Source organism: Stenotrophomonas sp. GD03958 (assembly GCF_029839005.1).
Classification (GTDB): Bacteria; Pseudomonadota; Gammaproteobacteria; order Xanthomonadales; family Xanthomonadaceae; genus Stenotrophomonas; species Stenotrophomonas hibiscicola.
The window spans coordinates 13,463-32,904 of the sequence record NZ_JAOBZT010000050.1 but is presented as its reverse complement, the minus strand read 5'-3'; the positions used below and the strand labels follow the sequence as shown (position 1 = coordinate 32,904).

Here is a 19,442-nt window from a genome sequence, read left to right as displayed (position 1 = left end):
TGCGGCCCCACGCTCACTGGTGATGCGTGCACCTTCGCGCATCACCAGGGTCACCGGGGTCTTTTCCACCACCTCCAGCAACCGCTGCCACTGCGCATCGCTCAGCGCGGCGCTGGCATGCAGCACGCGGTGCACGTGGAAGCGTCCATCCGCGTCACGTTCCGAGCGCAGCTCGGCATGGAACTCGCCCAATTCCCAGCCCTTGCGCTGCGCATACATGCGCAGGGTGATGGCGGTGCACGCCGCCAGCGAGGCCAGGTACAGGTCGAACGGTGCGAAGCCCTTGCCCTGGCCGCCTAGCGAGGCAGGCTCGTCCGCATCCACATCGAATGTGCCGTTGCTGATGTGGTGCAGGTAGTTGTCGGCGGTCGAAACAATGCGTGCGTAGGCCATCACGTTCTCCATCTATCCATGGCGTCGAGCCACGCTCGACCAAACCCACTGTAGCGTCGAGCCATGCTCGACGGCTCCCCAAAAGGCGGCGCCAGCCAGGACCGGCGCCGCCACGCAATCACTCGGTACGATCGTACGAGAACTGGATGCCTGCCGTACCACCGGTTTCAATGAAGAGGTTCATGAAGGCCGGCACCGTTTCCGAACGGGCCCAGTCGCGCTGCAGTTCGCAGAACAGCTGCGGCACGCTGATCAGCTGGCCACCGGCCTGTTCGATGCGGCGCAGCGCCGCATCGTGCGCGGCCAGCGAGGTACCGCCGACGGCGTCGACCACCACATACACCTCATAGCCTTCCTTCAACGCGTCCAAGGCCGGGAAGGTCAGGCAGGCCTCGGTCCACAGCGCGGTCATGATCAGCTTGCGGCGTCCGGTGGCTTCCACCGCCTTGCGGAACTCGACGTCCTCCCAGGAATTGATGGTGGTGCGATCGTAGGTGGGGTAGTCGCCCAGCACCTTGCGCAGCTGTGGAATCGGCGGCTTGTTCAGGCCGGTCTTGACGTTGACCGTCGAATGCACGATCGGCAGACCGTAAGCCACTGCGGCCTTGGCGGTGCCGACAATGTTGTTGACCAGCAACTGGCGGTCCATCGAGGCGATGGAGTTCACCTGCACCGGCTGGTAGTCGATGATGATGAAGGCGGAATTCTGCGGGGTCAGCAGATGATCGCTGGCCGGGTCGCGGATCGGTTCACTGGACATGGTGGGTCTCCATTGCAGGAGCGGCGCGAGGCCGCGGGGGAGTGCCCGGGGGCGGGCAGGGGCAGGATGGCAGGGCAGGGGACGCGGCTATTCGGCGTCCAGGGCGCCGCTATCGTGCACGATGCGCCCGCCGACCAGGGTGAGCAGCGAGCGCAGCGAGTGGATGCGACGGGCCGGCATGGTCAGGTAGGGTTGGTCGAGCACAGCCAGATCAGCCAGCTTTCCCGCAGTGAGAGAGCCGCGCTCGTCTTCGGCAAACGACAGCCAGGCCGCATTGCGGGTGAACAGGCGCAGTGCCGCATCGCGGGTGATGAGGTTGTCCTCGCTGCGGCGCACGCCTGCCAGTGGCTGGCCGTCAACGTGGTACTGGATGGCCTGCCAGACGCCTGCCACGCCGATGCGAGTGGAGTCGGTGCCACCCGCCACCGGAATGCCGAGCGCCATCGCGGCCCGCACCGGGGCGCTGGACGCCGCAACCTGTGCCGTGTTGGCGGCATGGATCGCGGTGGTTTCAAAGTACGGTCCCATCTGTACGCTGTAGGCCAGCCCGAGCCGGGCCATGCGCTGCAACGTCCGCTGTGACCCGGTGTTCAGGTGCGCGATGGCCCAGCGCAGCGGCCGCAGGTCATGATCGCGCGCCACCACCTCGAAGGCGTCCAGGATGGCATCGGCGGCATCATCGGTATATGCGTGGATCTCCAGCGGGATGCGCCGCTCCGCGGCCAGCCGGGCGACCTCGATCAGCTCCTGCCGGGCCTCGGCCGGCGGATCGAAACCAGGCCCCATCAGGACGCCGTCGTTCATGGCGGTGACCAGGTTCTCACCCAGGCCGAGGAAGGCGATGTCGCCATCGTCGTGCCGGTTCGGACGGAACGCCATCACATTGCGGAACCACTCGGCTTCATCACCGTGGCTGCCGGCCGGAATGCGGTAGCCGGCGCGCAGCGTCAGCCCGCCCTGGTCGCGTAGCTTGAACAGGGGTTCGTAGGACGATGGTGGGCCGGCGGACGGATCGATGAAACCGGTCACGCCCTGCGCGTTGAGGGCAGCGAAGAAGGTCCGCAGGCTCTCTTCGTGATCGGTGCTGGCACTGATCTGCGCGAACAGTGCATTGAATGGACCGATGCCACCGGACAGGCGGCCGGTGGCCTGTCCGTCATTGTCGCGCTCGACGATGATGCCCGGGGGCAGGCGGGGCTGCTCGCCCTGCAGATCCAGCGCTGCGATGCCGGCACGATTGAGCAGGGCGTAGTCGTACAGATGCTGCACGTAGACCGGCCTGTCCGGCAGGGCGGCATCGAGCTCGGCGCGGGTCGGAGCCCGGCCCTCCGCGAACTGTTCGGGATGCCACGCACCGACCACGGCGGCCCATTGCCCGTCAGGCTTGCGCTGGGCATCCCGCTGCAGCCGCTGCAGCGCCTCGGACAGCGTGGGAGCGTCGAACCAGTAGGTTTCGAAGGTGAACGTCTGGCCGCCACGGATTGCGTGGATGTGCGTGTCGATCAGGCCCGGAACGACGGTGCGCCGTTGCAGGTCGATGACCCGGGTGCTGGGGCCGATATGACGTTGCATGGCGCGGTCACTGCCGACCGCCAGGATTCGCTCGCCGCGGATGGCAAGCGCGCTGGCACGTGGCGTAGTGCTGTCCTGGGTCAACAGCAGGCCATTGCGCAGCACCAGGTCGGCCGGCTCGGCCGCTGCCGCCACGGTTGGCAGCACAAGCATGAAGAGGAGGAGCAGTACGCGCATGGAAGTGTCTCGCTCTGGGGGGAGGGGCAATCGCCGCGGGGCGCCGGGGTGGCGGAGGCATCCAGCGCTTCCCCCGGTGATGTGGATACGCCATCGGCGGGTTGTTGGGGCGTCGCGGCCTCAGTAGCGCCAGAGCGCCTCAAGGCCGATGAAATGGACGGTGTCGGCGCGCCCGGTGTCCCGGATGAAGCGACCCGGCCTGAAGATCGAATAGGCCGCTTCGACGCTGAGCTGGCGGGAGATCTCGCGCCCCAGCACCAGATCCGCCTGCGTGCCTATGTACCGGGCGCGGCTGTTGCCCGCCGGCCGCAGCAGGTTTCCGGCAACGCCATACACGCCGTCGCGCCCGCTCTGCCGCCAGTAGAAGACGACTGCGCTGGCCAATGACCAGCCACCAGCCAGATCCAGTTCCAGCGAGGGGTGCAGGTTGATCAGGTTGCTCGGGCCGACCTGGCCGCTTTCGCCGAAGTACTTGCCCTTCGGGAACATCATGTTGAAGGTCTGCAACGCGCGATCGTCGGGGTCACGGTCGCCGCTGATGATGTTGGCCTTCAGGCCGAGCCGTGGCGAGAGCGGCCACGCATCGAAGCGATGGCGCACATCGCTGGCGACCGACCACGCACGTACCGGCGCGCCGGCGAAACTGCCGTACTGGAAGAATCCCTCCAGGTCCCAGCTCCATCCGTTGCGACGACCCGACCAGCGGCTGCCCAGCGTATTGCGGGTTTCGGCACCTTCTCCCTGATCGTAGCGGGCGCGATCGCTGGACAGGCCCAGGTAGTAGAGATCCAGGCCGGTATCGCGGTGGTTTCCGGGGTCCTGGAAGGTGGTGTACACGCCCCACACGCGCCGCTGCGGATCACCACGGTCATTGAAGGAACCCATGGCATTGCGTACCGGGCGCAGCAGGAAGGCTTCGGTACGGGAGTGCGACGTCCGCCACGCGAGCAGGCCACCATCGAATGCGCGCAGGACATTGGGTCCATAGCGCACCGAAACCAGGCGCTCGCTGCCGTAGGCCAGTACCTGCCGGCCCACGCGCAAGGTCGCACCTGCGTCGCGCGAGGGCAGCGAAAGATCGACGAAGCCCTGCAGGACCTCGGCGCCGGTATCGTCCACCGGGCCGATGGTGCTGTCGTCGCGACGGGCATGGGTCAGGTTGAGCTGGGTGAAAACCCTGGCATGCTCGTTGAGCTTCAGATCGGCATACGGCAGCGCACGATAGAGCGCACTGCCGTCGCGCTTGACAGGTGCGTGCCCGAACTCATTACTGGTGTAGTGCTCGTAGCGCGCACGCAGCTCGGCGCCGACGGTCAGGCTGCCGGATGCACCGAACGGCAGCCATTTTCCCTTCTCCCACCAGGCGCCGGAACGGAAGGCCGGATCCTGCAGGTAGCGGTAGTCTTCGCTGTAGCGCCACGGATCGATGGCGGGTGGTGACGGCACGATCTCTTTCGCGCCGGCCGCAGCGGCGAACAGGGCGGCAAGCGCGCCCATCGAACGCGCCGCGATGCCTGCTACAGGGGAAACTGGCCAACGCATGATCGCCTCCGGTGCAGGATGGAAAAAGGAAGGACAAAGCAGGGCGGCGGCACTGTGGCGCACCGCCCCGCACGGCGTCAGCTGCGCTGCGAATCCAGCTGTTCGTGGTTCTTCTGCACGTCCTGTGCCTTCAGGTAGCTTTCGATCAGCAGCTGGTAGTTCGGGAAGATCTTCGTGTAGACCTCGGCCCACTGCTGGGCATCGTCGCGGTTCCAGGTGCGTTGGATCTCCGAGGCCACCGCAGCGGTGTCCATCGGCACAACACCGGCCTGGACCACGCGGGCCAGGGTGATCTCTTCGGCCATCTTCGAGTAGGTACCGGACGCGTCGATGACTGCGAACACCTGGTAGCCATCGGCAACGGCGGCGATTGACGGGAAGGCCATGCACACGCTGGTGATGGTGCCGGCGATGATCAGCTGCTTGCGGCCGGTGGCCTTCACCGCGGCAACGAATTCCGGGTTGTCCCAGGCGTTGATCTCACCCTTGCGCGCCACGTACTGGGCGTGCGGGGCCGCGTCGTGGATCTCCGGGATCAGCGGGCCATTCGGGCCCTGCGGAACAGAGGCGGTGGTGATCACCGGCATCTTTGCCAGCGTGGCCATCTTCGCCAGCGCGGTGGCGTGGGCGCGCACGCTGGTGAACGGCATGTCACCGATGGTCTGGAACAGGCCGCTCTGATGGTCGATCAGCAGCATCGCGGCGTTGTCCGGATCGATCACCGGGCGGGCACCGTTGAAGTTGGCGGGGGTACTCATGGTCAGTCTCCTGGAGAAGGTGGGCGATGGCCCGGAAGGTGCGGCGGGCCAATACCCGCCGCATTGAAACGATCAGTGCGCGATCTGGCCGAAGCGGCCGCTGTTGAAGTCGTTGACCGCCTGCGCGATCTCGGCCTGGCTGTTCATCACGAACGGGCCATAGCCCACCACCGGCTCGTCGATCGGTTCACCGCTGAGCAGCAGCACGGTGGCGTCGCTGTCGGCGTCGACGAACACGTCCTCGCCGCTGCGGTCGAAGGTGACCAGCTGCGCCTCGCCGACCGGCTGGCCGCCGTTGATCCGCACCGAGCCCTTCAGCACCACCAGCGCCAGCGTGCGGCCATCGGCGACCGGCAGTTCGGCGTGGTGGCCCTGCCGCAGGCGGATGTCCCAGACATCCATCGGCGTGTGGGTGCGGGCCGGGCCGGCATGACCGTCGAAGCGGCCGGCGATGACACGCACGCGCCCGGCACCTTCAGGCAATTCAACCAAGGGGATCTGTGCGTCGAGCAGGGTCTGGTAGCCCGGTGCACCCATCTTGTCCTGCGCCGGCAGGTTCACCCACAGCTGGACCATGTCCAGCGTGCCGCCCCGCTTGCTGAACTCGGGTGTGTGGAACTCCTCGTGGAGGATGCCGGAGGCAGCGGTCATCCACTGCACGTCACCCGGGCCGATGGTGCCGCCGGCGCCGGTTGAATCGCGGTGGGTGACCTCGCCCTCATAGACGATGGTGACGGTCTCGAAACCGCGATGCGGATGCTGGCCGACCCCGCGCGGGGTATCGCTGGGGGCGAAGGTATAAGGGCCGGCGTAGTCCAGCAGCAGGAACGGGCTCAGGTGCTGGCCGTGGGTGTTGTAGGAAAACATCGAGCGGGCGGGGAATCCGTCGCCCACCCAGTGCGGGCGCGGGGCGCTGTAGGTACCGGTGACACGCTTCATGGCGATCTCCTGGCCGGGGCTACCGGCCGCTGTTCTTCGTTGCAGGAGACGATATCGCCGCGACAATTAGGCCGGTAGACGCCAATATTTGCCGTCATAGTCCTATCTGGTGAACAATGGGTGCGCGCCTTGCGCCACAGGAGATCGCCCCGTGTTCATCGCTGATATCCGCCGTTGCGACCTCAACGACCTGTTCTACTTCGCCATGGTGGTCGAGCACGGCGGCTTCTCGCAGGCCGGCCGGGCACTGGCCATGCCGAAGTCGAAACTGAGCCGGCGCATCGCGCTGCTGGAGGAACGGTTGGGCGTGCGCCTGATCCAGCGCTCGACCCGGCGCTTCTCGGTCACCGAGGTCGGCCAGGACTACTACCGCCATTGCAAGGCCATGCTGGTCGAGGCCGAAGCGGCCGAAGAAGCGATTGCGATGTCACGCGCCGAGCCGCGCGGCACCATCCGCCTGGCGTGCCCGATCGCGATCCTGCATGCTCGCGTCGGCGCGATGCTGGCTGATTTCCTGGCTCTGTACCCGCAGGTGACGGTGCAGCTGGAGGCCACCAACCGGCGCGTGGATGTGGTGGGCGAAGGCATGGACGTGGCGATCCGGGTGCGGCCGCCGCCGCTGGAGGACAGTGACCTGGTGGTACGCGTGCTGGCGCGCCGGGTCTGGTGCACCAGTGCCAGCCCGGCGCTGCTGCAGCGGCTGGGCACGCCGCGGGTGCCGGCCGACCTGGCGATGATGCCGACCGTGGATCTGGCATCGCCCAGCCAGCAGCATGTCTGGGAGTACACCGGGCCGGAGGACGTGCAGGCCAGCGTGCACCATCGCCCGCGGCTGGTCAGCGATGACATGATCGCGCTGCGCACCGCCGCGGTGGCCGGGGTGGGCCTGCTGATGCTGCCGCGGATGATGATCAGCGGCGAACTGGCCAGCGGTGCGCTGGTGCCGGTGCTGCCCGAGTGGGTGCCAAAGCATGGCATCGTGCACGCGGTGTTTCCATCGCGACGCGGCCTGTTGCCTGCAGTGCGTGCGCTGATCGATTACCTCGCCGAGCGCTTCGAGGCGCTGGAGGAACCCTAGGTCTTCCATCCACACCATGCGTGGATGATGTCGGGGCCTCTGCTTGCCGCCTGCGGCCGCGCAGCCCACAATCCACGTCCGGACCGTCGCCATCACGCCCATCATTCCCCGGTCCGGCCTTGGCACCTATGTCTCCCAATGCCCTGGCGCTGGTCGAGCTGCTGATCCGCGAGCGCCGTGCGTTGTCTCGCTTCATCGCGCGCTATCTCGACCCGGCCAGTACCGAGGACACCCTGCAGAACCTGTACCTGAAGGCCAGTAGCGTGCCCGGCGATCCGCCCATCCTCGAGCCGCGCGGCTATCTGTACCGGATGGCCTACCACCACGCGCTCAACCGCAGCCAGTCCGACGCCCGCGAACGCCGTGCCATGGCCGAGTACGCCACCGACATGGCCGAGGCGGGCCACGACGGCGAGGCCCAGGCGCTGGACCAGGCACAACTGCGCGAGATCACCCGGACCATCCTTGCGCTGCCAGCGCAGGTACGCGAATGCTTCGTGCTCAACCGGTATCTGGGCCTGAGCGAGCGCGAGATCGCCGCCCGGCTGGGTATTTCCAAGAGCCTGGTCGGCAAGCATGTGCTGCGCGCGGCGCTGTTGATCCAGCAGCACCAGCAGGGAATGCATCGATGAGCTGCGATTGCCGTGGGCAGATCGCGCCCGCCGTTGTCACAACAGGAAGGCGCACCCGTTCGCGGTGCGGCAGGCCACAACCATGACCACGTCCGAACCCTCGCCGCGTCAGGCCAGCCAGGCGTTGCGCTGGGTGATACGGTGCAGTGCAGGCCCGCTGCCGGAACGCCAGCAACGCAGTCTGCAGCGCTGGCTGCAGGCCGATCCCCGCCATGCGCTGGCCTGGCGCCAGCAGCAGGCCTTCTGGCAGGGCCTGGATGCCGCCGGGCCCGAGGTGCTGGCCGCGCTGCCCGGGTTGACGGCTGATCGCCAAGGGTTGCGCCCCATCGCACCGCGCCGCCGCCTGACGTGGCTGCTGGCCAGTGCTGCCGCAGTGGTGCTGATGGTTGCCGCTGCGCCACACGCGCTGCTGCTGGCACGCAGTGACCTGCGCAGCAGCGATGCACCGCGCGTTGTGCAGTTGGACGACGGCAGCACGGCGGTACTCGACGCCGGCACCGCACTGGCGATTGAATTCGATGGCCAGCAGCGCCACCTTCGCCTGCTGCGCGGCCAGGCCTGGTTCCAGGTAGCGCACGAGGCGCGCCCGTTCCAGGTGGAGGCGGCGGGCGGCCTGGTCCGTGACATCGGCACTGCCTTCAGCGTGTCGATGCAGGACACCACGGTCGCGACCCAGGTCAGCGAGGGCATGGTCGATGTGCGCCCGGGCGATGGCAGCGTGCAGCGCCTGCATGCCGGGCAGGCACGTGTATTCCGTGACGGTCGCTGGCTGCAGCCGGTGCAGCTGGAAGATACCGCGACCATCGCGCCGTGGCGGCGTGGCGAGGTAGTGATCGACGATCAGCCCGCCGCGCAGGCCATTGCCGATCTGGCGCGCTACCGTCGTGCTCCGGTCTGGGTACTGGGCGGGCAGGGCGCGAGCGTGCGGGTCAGTGGCCTGTTCCACCTGCAGCAACCGGAGACTGCCATCAATGCGGTGGTCGCCCAGGCAGGATTGCGTGTGCAGCGCTTGCCCGGCGGAGCGCTGGTGGTGTGGTGAGGTGCCTGCGGCGCGGCGCACAGCGCGCCACATGAAAAAAAGCATGAAAGAACCGTGGGCACTCGCTGTGCCCTGCTGTCTATAGAGGTATAGCCAGAGCGAAACACCGTTTCTCCTCAAGCCAGACATGCCACCGGCACCGGATGTGCCCGTGGTTCCGCCGCGCTTGAGGAGTTCCCGTCCATGCCGTCCACGGCATCCGCCTGTCATCGTCGCGCCACCGCTCTGGCCCTGGCTGTTTCCACCGCATTGCTGCCGCTGGCCTGGGCGCCGGCCGGGCAGGCGCAACCGGCGATCATCGCGCCGGTGCGCCAGTACACCATTCCGGAACAGCCCTTGGCCGATGCCGTGCGTGCCTTTGGCCGCCAGGCCGATGTGCAGGTGGTGTTCCGCAGTGACCTGGTGGAGGGCCGCCGCTCCAGTGCAGTGCGTGGTGAGTACAGCCAGATGCAGGCCCTGCAGCAGCTGCTGCGCGGCAGCGGCGTGCGTGCGCAGCGCGGCATGGACGGTACCTGGAGCCTGCGGGCCGCAGCGGAGGCGGGGGAGGGGGAAGGGGTGCGGGTGACCGAAACACTGGACGTGGCCGGTCGCCTTCAGTCGGAAGGGGGCGAGGCGCGTGATCGACGCGGCTACGATGATGTGTTCGCGCTGGACCTGACCACGGCGTATTCGGGGCGCGACCGGGTGGAGCGTTACCGTGGCTCCAATCCGGCCGACGTGGTCAAGGATCTGGTCGGTGTGTTCAGTGGCGATGCGCGCAACAGTGGCGCGCTGGACGTCAACATCCGTGGCATCCAGGGGCCAGGGCGGGTGCCGGTCAGCGTCGACGGCGGCGAACAGGCGCTCACGGTCTGGCGTGGCTACAACGGCGTCAGCAACCGCAACTACATCGATCCCAACCTGATTGGTGGCATCCAGGTCATCAAGGGGCCAGGGCTGGTGCGCGATGTGCACAGCGGGATCGGTGGCGCGCTGGTGATCAAGACCATCGACGTCGATGACGTCGTCGCTGCCGGCGAGCGCTTCGGCGGGGAGCTGAAGATCGAAGGCAGCAGCAATGCGGTGGCGCCGCGCCTGCCGCGGCTGCACACCGGCGAGGATTACCGCACCGTGCCGGGTTTCCCGCAGGGCTCGCCGAACTCACCCTACGACGACCGCACCCTGGTGGTGCCGGTGAAGTCGCGCAGTGGCAACAACCCCTTCGATGGCGAGGACCAGGCCTGGCGCCTGGCGCTGGGCGTGCGTGGCGGCAACGTCGACCTGATGGCCGCCTACGCCTGGCGCAAGCGCGGCAACTACTTCTCCGGGTCCAACGGTAGCGCCTACTACGAACAGGACCGGCGCGAGCAGTTCGAGTACCAGGGCATCGACTACATCACCACGCTGGCGCGCTACTTCAAGCCCGGCGATGAAGTGCCCAATACTTCCAGCGAACAGGAGTCCTGGCTGATCAAGGGCAGCTGGCAGATCAACGATGACCAGCAGTTGAAGGCGACCTGGCGGCGAACGCTGTCGCACTACGGCGAGATCATGCCGTCGCGCATCCTGTCGGCACCGGACTATGGGCGCATCCAGTGGCCACTCAGCCGGGTTGCGTCCGATGCCTGGAACCTGGAGTACCGCTTCCAGCCGGCCGGCAGCCACTGGCTGGATCTGTACGCCAACCTGTGGCGCACCGAGACGGACAGCGATACCTACACGGCAGGCGGCTTTCCCAACTTCGCGCCGGGAAACCCGGCGTGGAACCCGGGCGTCAGCCCGATCCTGCGCAACACCGCGCTGGCCAATGCGCGCAATGACCGCACCGGCCTGATTCTGAGCAACCGTTTCGCCCTGCATTCCACCCTCGACCTGACCGTGGGCGGCAACTGGCAGTACGAAAAGCTCGGTTCGCGTGACCCGTACTTCGGTCCTTCTGATGGTTGGCGCATGTACCCGCGTGCCGGGCGCCGCCAGGAGGGTGAAGGCTACCTCGATCTGGAGTGGCGCCCGTTCGAGTTCCTCACCCTCAACGCCGGCGTGCGCTACAGCCGCTACTGGGCGTTCGACGACTTCCTGCAGGCGCATCAGGAGCTGCTGACGAAGGGCGTGGGCAGCAAGGAGGCGACCTACCGGACCAACGAGCTGCCCGAGCGGCCGGCCAGTCTGCAGGCGGAGATCGACGCGCTCGAGGCCGAACGTGAGTTCTGGGAGAGCATCGGCATGGGTTCGGTGATCGACGATGCGTTGCATGGCCTGCTGGCGTACTACGAGACGCCGCAGGCGGTGGAACACCGCACCGCCTGGCAGCCTGATGCCAGCGGCAATTACAGCCGTGCCACCAACCCCTGCCTCAATGGTCAAGTGGCGGCGATTCCCGGTGCGCTGCCGCTCTATGCGGGCAGCGACCTGGTCTGCAGCATCGGCAGCACCCTGCAGTCGCGACCGGTGGATGGACGCAATGAGCGCCGTCGTGACCATGCCTGGCTTCCCAGTTTCTCGGCCACGGTGAACCTGTCGCCGGCCGCACGCGTCTACCTGCGCTACAGCGAGGCGGTGCGCTTCCCGAGCATGTTCGAAAGCACCATCGCCTTCTCCAGCAGCCTCAACCCGCTGTATGCGCTCAAGCCGGAACACGCCTACAACTACGAACTGGGCTACGTGCACAACCTTTCCGGCCTGTTCGGCAACACCGCCGATGCCGATGTCAAGCTGGCCTATTACGTGCACAAGACCCGCAATGTGATCGAGCGTGATGCGTATTTCCTGTTCGACAACATCGACAAGCAGACCATTCGCGGCATCGAGCTGCAGGCGCGCTTCGACAACCGGCGCTTCTTCACTGAACTGGGCATCGCCCGCACGCTGGAAAACGAAGTGTGCGACGAAAGTACGGCGGTGCTGCTGGACGCCAATCGTGGCCTGGTCCCGAACTGCGTGCAGGACGGCTTCGTCAGTGGTTACCTGCTGACCCAGGCGATTCCGAAGCTGTCGGTGAACCTGTCGCTGGGCACGCGCCTGTTCGATGAGCAGTTGGAACTGGGCAGCCGCATCGTCCACTACCAGCGCCACGGGAACCCCGATCTGCAGGCGTACCGCGACCGGCTGCTGGCCGGTGGCAGCAGCCTGCTGTGGCAGAACGTGCCGTTCACCTGGGGCAACATCACCACCGTCGACGCCTATGCGCGCTGGCGCTTCAACGAGCACGCCAGCGTCGAGCTGGTCGGCAGCAACCTCGGCAACCGCTACTACGTCGACCCAGCCACGCGCTCCACGCTGCCGGCGCCGGGCCGCACGATCAAGCTCGGCGTCACCGCGCGCTTCTGATGTATCCGTTTCACGCGTTGCACCCGTAGTTCCATCAACCCAAGGAGCAATACCATGAAGATGATCTCCCGTTCGGTTCTCGCCGTTGCGGCAACCTTCGCCCTGGCCGGTGCCGCGCAGGCAGCCGATATCGTGGGCGCAGCCAGCCCGGTGACCGATGCCGAGCTGTACGTCGCCGTCGGTGAATCGCAGGTCAACGGTGGCCCGCACCAGGCTGGCAAGGCCGGCATCGGCGTCGGCACCGTCTCCGGCGCCCGCCGTGTCGACTTCCAGGGCCTGTCGGCATACTCGGTGCCGACCACGGTCAACGGCACCACCGTGCGCACCCTGGCCATGCCGATCACCGGCGCGCCGGGCAGCCACTCGGGTATGGGCCACTTCAACTTCGTCAAGGTCGGCAGCGGCGATGTGTGGTTCGGCGAGTGGTCCAAGGATGGCGCCGCCGGTGGCTTCAACAACCGCCAGGTCTATTTCGTCGGTGACCGTGCCGGCACCACGCTGCCGGCCGGCGTGGCCACCTACAGCGTGGCAGGCCTGAACAAGTTCAATGGCAGCAACCTGCTGTCGGGCACCTTCCGCGCCAACTTCGGCAATGGCAGCCTGCTCGGTGGCCTGAGCGGTGGCGGCCTGTCGATCAACGTCAACGCCAACATCAACAGCGCCAACGCCTCGTTCGCCGGCACCGCCACCGCCAACGGCTCGGTCACCGGCACCACCCAGGGCCAGTTCTTCGGTGCCAACGCGGCCACCCTGGCCGGTATCGCCACGTTCACCGGCAACAGCCAGTACGACACCGCTTTCGGCGGCAGCAAGAACTGATCGCCACGCCCCTGACGGGGCAGGGCAGGGACAAGCCGCGATCCGCCAGTCCCTGTTTCGGCCCGGTGTACGCCCCACCACGGATCGACCATGCGCCCCCCAATCTTCCCTCTCGTCCTGCTGCTGGCCGCCGCCGACGTGCGCGCCCAGCAGGACGATCTTCGTCGCGTGCTTGAACAGGGCACTGAGCTGCGCCACCAGCGGCAGGACCAGCAGCGCCTGCAGCAGGCAGAGTCGGAGCGGCCGACCATCACCATCGACGGCCAGGCGCTGCGCGTGGAGCGCACCGTCGATGATCTTGGCCAGGCTCTCTACCTGTCACTGCAGCATCAGCAATGGCAGGCTGCCGCTGCGTTCCTCGAGGAGTACATCGAATTGCCGGGGCATGACCCCCTGCTGCGCCACCATGCGCAGGGAGCGCTGGCACGGGTGGCCGGCGACCATCGTCGCGCGGCGATGGAGTACGAAGCGCTGCTGACGGCGCAGCCGGATTTCCTGCCGGCCCGCCTCGAGCTGGCACGTGTCTATGCGGAAGACCAGCGCGATCGCGATGCGGCCGCGCTGTTCATGGCCATCGCTGCGGGCATCGATGCCGATGATCCGGCCACGGCCGGCGTCCGCGCGCGCGTGGACGGTTACCTCAGTGCCCTGCACGCGCGCCAGCGCTGGAAAGGCGCGCTGTCCGCCGGCCCGGCATGGAGTGACAACATCAACCGCAGCTCGGCCAGCCGCACCTGCCTGTTCGGCACGGGCGACGCCTGCATCATCGAACGGAAACTGCCCGACGCCCAGCGCGCGCCGGGTCTTGACTACGACGCCAGCCTGGAACGGCGCTGGGTGCTCAGCGGGCATCATGGGCTGTACGTGCGCGGTCTCGCCTTTGGTCAGACATGGCGCGGGCACAGTGCGTACAACGAGCTCAATGCCAACGTACAGGTGGGTTACAGCTGGCGCAGCGCGCGGCAGACCGTGCTGCTCGCCCCCAGCCATGACTACCAGGGCCTGGGTAACCAGGCGCTGCAGGGCGGCAGTGGCGTGCACGCGGAATGGCAGTACGCCCTGGACGCGCGCAGCCTGCTCAAGCTGGAGGCCGACTGGAAGCGCCAGCGCTATCGCCAGCAGGGCCTGGCCAGCAACTACGACGGCGAGCTGGCATCGGCGTATGCCACCTGGTTCCGCGCGCTCAACCCGCGCTGGACGGTCTTCGCCGGGCTGGATGTCACCGGCAGCAGCGCCGCCGACCCGGCCAACGGTTACCGCCAGCATGGCCTGCGCCTGGGGGCGGCGCGCCAGTGGACGGGCACCACCGCCACCGTATTCGTGTCGCTGCGCCACCGCGACTACGACGCCTGGAGTCCGTTGCTGGAGGCTCGCAGGCAGGACGACGAACAGAACCTGATCGCCATCGTCCGCAGCGAGCGCCTGGCCGTGGCCGGGCTGGTGCCCAGCCTGAGCCTGCGCTACGCGCGCATCGACAGCAACGTCGGCTGGCTGTACAGCCATGACCGCAGCCTGCTCAGCCTGAAGTGGGAACGGGCCTTCTGAGCGCACCGCTGCAATGCCGCGGTGAACGCGCCGTGGCCGCGATCTTCATCCATCATCACGCGCTCTTGTAGCCCGGTTCGCGCATCCTGCGGGCGTTGCGGCAGAGGTGGGCCGCGTGTATCGAGGAGCGCCGGTCGTGCTGGAAGCGGTCAACAAACCAGAGGGCCTGAAAGGGCTGCGTGTACTGGTGGCGGAGGATGAATTCGCCATCGCGATGTTCCTGGTCGACTATCTGGAGCTGAAAGGCGCTCAGGTGGTGGGGCCTGCCGGTGACCTGCAGGCGCTGGGGCAGCTGGTCGATACCCACCCCATCGATGTGGCATTGCTGGACATCAACCTGGGCGGTGAGCAGGTCTATCCGCTGGCCGATCGGCTGGCCGCTGCGGGCACGCCCTTCCTGCTGACCTCCGGTTACGACGACAACCTGCCCAGCCGCTTCGCCAGCGCGCCGCGCTGTACCAAGCCTTATCACATCGAAACCCTGGTGCAGCAGCTGGCCGGGCTGGCGGCGGCGCCGCAGGTCTCTGCGGTCATCGCCTGATTGCGCGGCATGTCGCGCCGTCCTGAAGGCATCCACGCCGCCAAGCTGCGTGGCGGGGTGCCACCTGCTCCGCACCTGCATGCGCGCCACGATGGCATGGCCGCCCGCATTGCCCGCCACGACTGGTCAGCCACGCCACTGGGTGCGATCGACCGATGGCCGCCGCACCTGCGCGCCACCGTCGACCTGATGCTGGCCCATGGTTTCCCGATGATCGTGCTGTGGGGCGAGCAGCTGGTGCAGCTCTACAACGATGGCTATGCCGAGATCCTGGCCGACAAGCATCCCGGCGGACTCGGCCAGCCGACCCGTGAATGCTGGCCCGAGGTCTGGCACATCAACGGCCCTATCTACCAGCGAGTGTGGCAGGGCGAGACCATCACCTATGAGGACAAGCTCTATCCGCTGGCGCGGCGGGGACGGTTGGAGGATGTCTGGTTCACCATCACCTACAGCCCGATCCGTGGAGAAGAGGATTGCATCAACGGCGTGCTGGTGACCATGTTCGAGACAACGGCCGCGCATGTCGCGCAGGCGGCCCGCGAGCGTGAGGAGCAGAAGCGCCGCGAGAGTGACCACCGCTTGGCGCTGGCCTTCAAGGTGCTGCCGGTGGGTGTCTGCATAGTCGACGCCGACGGCCGCCTGCAGCTGTCCAACGACCGGATGCGGACCTATCTTCCCACCGGCAAGGTGCCCTCCACCGATCGCCCGAACCACTACCGCTGGCAGGGCACGCATCCGGACGGCTCGCGCATCGAACCCCACGATTTCGCCATTGCCCGCGCCCTGCGGGGGGAGACGGTAGTCCCTGGCCTCGAATTCCAGTTCATCCATGACGATGGGCGCGCCCGCTGGACCCGCGTCGCCGCTGCGCCGCTGCGCGATGCCGAGGGCGAGGTGACCGGGGTGTTCGCCATTGCGGTGGATATCGACGACCTCAAGCGTGCGACCGAGCGCCAGGCGGTACTGCTGGCCGAACTGCAGCATCGCGTTCGCAACATCATGTCCACCATCCACGCCATTGCCTGGCGCACGCGTACGACTGTCGGCAGCGTGGACGAGTATGCCGCGCGCCTGTGCGGACGGCTGATGTCCCTGGCACGCACGCAGAGCCTGCTGACCCGCGGCGCCAATGCAGGGGTCTGCCTGCGCGGCATGCTCGACCAGGAAATCGTGGCACAGGCACCGGCGGATGCCGTCTATCAGCTGCGGGGTGAGGACGTGCTGTTGCCACCGAAGGCGGCTGAAGTGCTGTCGCTGGCCATCCATGAGCTGGTCGCCAATGCACTCCGGCATGGCGCATTGACCCGCGAGGACGGCCGGATCGAGGTCTGCTGGCAGTTGCAGGTGCAGGACGGGCAGCCATGGCTGGGCCTGCACTGGTGCGAGCGCCATGCCGAGGTGGAGGGCTGGGAGATGCCGCAGCAGCGTGGCCTGGGCCGGGCGTTGATCGAGCAGCGCATTCCGTATGAACTGGCAGGCAGCGGCGAGTTGCGCTTTGCCCCGCAGGGGCTGGATGCCTGGATCCGCTTTCCGCTGCGCGAGCGCGACAGCCTGCTGCAGACTGACGCCCCAGGCGCTGGGGCGCCGGGGTGAAAAGGGATTTATCCCCAATTTGGCCAAATTGGGTATAGTGGTCATCATCCACCCTGTCTGGAGCCGTGCCATGACCCTGCCGCTGGATCTGCCTGGCCTTGAAAAAGCCCCGGCCTCGTCGGTGAAGACCCGGGGCTGGCCGAGCCTGATGCGCACCGTGCGCGAGAAGCAGGCGCTGGTCATCACCAATCACAATCATCCGGAAGCGGTGATCGTGGACATCCGTACCTATCAGGAGCTGCTGGCCAAGGCTGCGGGTGGCGATGCCGGTGAGCGCAACGAAGAGCTGCTGCGCCTGCGCAGCGAATTTGACCAGAAGCTGGCCGGGCTGCAGCGCGGGGAGGGGCTGGGCAAGGTGCTGGGCCAGCCGATCCGCCGCGGCCGCAAGGTCACCCTCGGCCGTCCACTCTGACCGATGGGGCGGATCCTGGTGCTGGCCGGCGTCAACGGCGCCGGCAAGAGTTCGCTGCTGGGTACCTGGCTGGAAGCCGAGGGTCTGAGCTGGTTCAATCCCGATGCGTTCACCCGGTGCCTGGTGGAGGCCGGCTGGCCACCGCCTGACGCCAACGCCGAGGCCTGGCAGGAAGGCACCCGTCGCCTGCGCCAGGCCATGGCCGAGGGCACGGACTTCGCCTTCGAAACCACGCTGGGGGGTAACACCATCCCACGACTGCTGCGCGAGGCCTGCGTACACCATCACGTTGCGATCTGGTTCTGCGGCCTGGCCACGGTGGAGCTGCATATTGCCCGCGTTGCAGCGCGTGTGGCCGCCGGCGGCCATGACATTCCAGTGGAGAAGATCCACGCCCGCTTCGATTCGGCGCGCGAGAACCTGCTGGAACTGCTGCCACACCTGGCCGAGCTGCATGTCTACGACAACAGCGCGCCGGCCGACGCCGCCGGCCGCGCCGAGCCCCTTCCGGTACTGGCGATGGCGCATGGTCAACTGCAGTACCCGGTGTCGGTGGCCGAGCTGCTGCACACGCCGGACTGGGCCAAACCCATCGTAATGCGTGCGATGGAGTTGGACACCCCGCGTGATTGAGGGCGCGCGCACGGGTGTAGAGCCGAGCCCATGCTCGGCCGATCCCCGAAAGGCAGCCGAGCGCGGGCTCGGCACTACAAGGAGCGTTCCGCCTCCGGCTCGGCAACGTCCGGCAGCGGCGGCAAGGTCGGGTCCACCGTCACAGGCACATCGCTCTTCAACAGCGCGGCCGCTTCCCTGTCGCTGCCCACGGCCGGCGGTGAACCACGCAGCGGCAGGCCGGCGGTCTCCTTCACGAACAGCATGGTCACCAGCCCGATCACCGCTGCGCCCATCAGGTAGTAGGCCGGCACCAGCGCATCACCGGTGCGCTCCACCAGCCACGCGGTCACCAGTGGCGTGGTGCCACCGAACAGCGACACCGACACGTTGAACGCGATCGACAGCGCGCTGTAGCGCACCGGGGTGTAGAACAGCGCCGGCAGCGTGGACGGCATCGAGCTGGTGAAGCACACCAGTGCCAGTCCCAGCAGCATCAGGCCGAGGAAGATCAGCCCGTCGTGGCCGCTGCCGACCAGCAGCAGGCACGGAATGGCCAGCACCAGCAGGGCGATGCAGGCACCGATGATCATCGGTCGGCGGCCCAGCCTGTCGCTGAACAATCCGCCGACGATGTTCAGCGGCATCATCACCAGCATCACGATGATGATCAGCAGCAGCCCCTTGCTCTCGGCGTAGCCCAGGGTGACGCTGAGGTAGCTGGGCATATAGGTCAGCAGCATGTAATCGGTGACGTTGAACACCAGCACCAGGCCCATGCACACCAGCAGCTGGCGGCCGTGCACCTGGAACAGCGCTCCCAGGCCGGGCCGGTCGTGCTCGCGTTTCTCGGCTTCCTCGGCGAAGGCGCGGAACGCCGGGGTTTCCTCCAGTTTCATGCGCATGTACAGGCCGAGCAGGCCCAGCGGGCCGGCCACCAGGAACGGGATGCGCCAGCCCCAGTCCAGCATCTGTTCGCTGCTCAGCAGCATGTGCAGCGCGGTCACGGTACCGGCGCCTGCGATGTAGCCGCCCAGCGTGCCGAACTCCAGCCAGCTGCCCATCAGCCCGCGGTTTCGGTCGGTGGAATACTCGGCGATGAAGGTGGCCGCGCCGCCGTATTCGCCGCCGGTGGAGAACCCCTGCACCACGCGCGCCAGCAGCAACAGCACCGGCGCCCAGATGCCGATGCGCTCGTAGGAAGGAATCAGGCCGATCGCAAACGTGCCCAGCGCCATCAGGATCATGGTGAACGCCAGCACTTTCTGGCGCCCATAACGATCGCCGAGCGGGCCGAACACAAGACCGCCGAGCGGACGCACCAGGAACGCCACGGTGAAGGTGGCGAAGGCGGCGATCACCTGCGCGGTGGGGTTGCTGGAGGGGAAGAACACCTGGCCGATGGTGACGGCGAGATAGCCATAGACACCGAAGTCGAACCACTCCATGGCATTGCCGAGTGCGGCCGCGCCCACGGCGCGCTTGAGCATGGGCTTGTCGACGACGGTGATCTCATCGACCTTGAGGTGGCGGCGGCGTTTGAACCAGCCGAAGTGGGCATGTGCCTCGGGGGTGTCCTGCATGGGGGCTCCCTTGTAGGTTGTGGAATAGGGGAAGGGGTGATGGGGGCGTCCCGGAATTCGGAAACGGCGATGCGGGCGCAGGTGGCGCAGGGGCATCGGTAAGTGGCATGGGGCCGGGGACGTATGCGGGCACAGCGC

Annotated in this window: 17 protein-coding genes; 10 read left to right on the top strand and 7 right to left on the bottom strand. The window is 67.2% G+C overall.

The annotated features are described in order from the left end of the window. The 6 genes from N5C25_RS14400 to N5C25_RS14375 form a co-directional block, all read right to left on the bottom strand. Positions 1 to 393, bottom strand: a 393-nt coding sequence (locus N5C25_RS14400; RefSeq protein WP_279937167.1) for an OsmC family protein, incomplete at its 3' end; no start/stop codon positions are given. A gap of 118 nt (positions 394 to 511) precedes the next feature. Continuing rightward, positions 512 to 1,153 (bottom strand): hydrolase, encoded by a 642-nt coding sequence (locus tag N5C25_RS14395; RefSeq protein WP_005409869.1) that lies wholly within the window; start codon positions 1,151 to 1,153, stop codon positions 512 to 514. A gap of 87 nt (positions 1,154 to 1,240) precedes the next feature. Then, positions 1,241 to 2,902 (bottom strand): amidohydrolase, encoded by a 1,662-nt coding sequence (locus N5C25_RS14390; RefSeq protein ID WP_058980555.1) that lies wholly within the window; start codon positions 2,900 to 2,902, stop codon positions 1,241 to 1,243. A 120-nt stretch (positions 2,903 to 3,022) separates the two neighbouring features. Further along, positions 3,023 to 4,444 (bottom strand): alginate export family protein, encoded by a 1,422-nt coding sequence (locus tag N5C25_RS14385; protein WP_279937166.1) that lies wholly within the window; start codon positions 4,442 to 4,444, stop codon positions 3,023 to 3,025. A gap of 77 nt (positions 4,445 to 4,521) precedes the next feature. Continuing rightward, on the bottom strand, positions 4,522 to 5,202 hold the full coding sequence (locus N5C25_RS14380) for a hydrolase (RefSeq protein ID WP_005409868.1): 681 nt from the start codon (positions 5,200 to 5,202) through the stop codon (positions 4,522 to 4,524). A gap of 72 nt (positions 5,203 to 5,274) precedes the next feature. Beyond that, complete coding sequence (locus N5C25_RS14375; RefSeq protein WP_279937165.1) at positions 5,275 to 6,141, bottom strand: pirin family protein; 867 nt, start codon at positions 6,139 to 6,141, stop codon at positions 5,275 to 5,277. Positions 6,142 to 6,292: 151 nt separating this feature from the next. Between N5C25_RS14375 and N5C25_RS14370 the strand changes: the two genes are divergently transcribed. The 10 genes from N5C25_RS14370 (at position 6,293) to N5C25_RS14325 (ending at position 17,742) form a co-directional block, all read left to right on the top strand. Beyond that, complete coding sequence (locus tag N5C25_RS14370) at positions 6,293 to 7,219, top strand: LysR family transcriptional regulator (RefSeq protein WP_279937164.1); 927 nt, start codon at positions 6,293 to 6,295, stop codon at positions 7,217 to 7,219. Between the two features lie 128 nt (positions 7,220 to 7,347). After that, complete coding sequence (locus N5C25_RS14365) at positions 7,348 to 7,851, top strand: RNA polymerase sigma factor (protein ID WP_058980559.1); 504 nt, start codon at positions 7,348 to 7,350, stop codon at positions 7,849 to 7,851. 82 nt (positions 7,852 to 7,933) lie between these two features. Next, on the top strand, positions 7,934 to 8,890 hold the full coding sequence (locus N5C25_RS14360) for a FecR domain-containing protein (protein WP_262213781.1): 957 nt from the start codon (positions 7,934 to 7,936) through the stop codon (positions 8,888 to 8,890). Positions 8,891 to 9,073: 183 nt separating this feature from the next. After that, positions 9,074 to 12,196 carry a TonB-dependent receptor gene (locus N5C25_RS14355; protein WP_279937163.1) on the top strand — a complete coding sequence of 1,041 codons (3,123 nt, stop codon included), beginning with the start codon at positions 9,074 to 9,076 and terminating at the stop codon, positions 12,194 to 12,196. Between the two features lie 54 nt (positions 12,197 to 12,250). Further along, complete coding sequence (locus N5C25_RS14350; protein WP_279937162.1) at positions 12,251 to 13,015, top strand: Slam-dependent surface lipoprotein; 765 nt, start codon at positions 12,251 to 12,253, stop codon at positions 13,013 to 13,015. A gap of 90 nt (positions 13,016 to 13,105) precedes the next feature. Next, positions 13,106 to 14,560, top strand: a complete 1,455-nt coding sequence (locus N5C25_RS14345; protein WP_279937161.1) for a surface lipoprotein assembly modifier — start codon at positions 13,106 to 13,108, stop codon at positions 14,558 to 14,560. 136 nt (positions 14,561 to 14,696) lie between these two features. Beyond that, complete coding sequence (locus N5C25_RS14340; protein ID WP_279937168.1) at positions 14,697 to 15,101, top strand: response regulator; 405 nt, start codon at positions 14,697 to 14,699, stop codon at positions 15,099 to 15,101. Between the two features lie 9 nt (positions 15,102 to 15,110). Further along, complete coding sequence (locus N5C25_RS14335; protein ID WP_279937160.1) at positions 15,111 to 16,697, top strand: PAS domain-containing protein; 1,587 nt, start codon at positions 15,111 to 15,113, stop codon at positions 16,695 to 16,697. 70 nt (positions 16,698 to 16,767) lie between these two features. Next, complete coding sequence (locus N5C25_RS14330; RefSeq protein WP_049411569.1) at positions 16,768 to 17,109, top strand: type II toxin-antitoxin system prevent-host-death family antitoxin; 342 nt, start codon at positions 16,768 to 16,770, stop codon at positions 17,107 to 17,109. Between the two features lie 3 nt (positions 17,110 to 17,112). Beyond that, entirely contained in the window at positions 17,113 to 17,742 is a 630-nt protein-coding gene (locus tag N5C25_RS14325; RefSeq protein ID WP_251102696.1) for an AAA family ATPase, read from the top strand. 74 nt (positions 17,743 to 17,816) lie between these two features. Here N5C25_RS14325 and proP read toward each other — a convergent pair whose 3' ends face one another. Beyond that, complete coding sequence (gene proP / locus N5C25_RS14320; protein ID WP_262213777.1) at positions 17,817 to 19,304, bottom strand: glycine betaine/L-proline transporter ProP; 1,488 nt, start codon at positions 19,302 to 19,304, stop codon at positions 17,817 to 17,819. Positions 19,305 to 19,442: the final 138 nt, after the last annotated feature.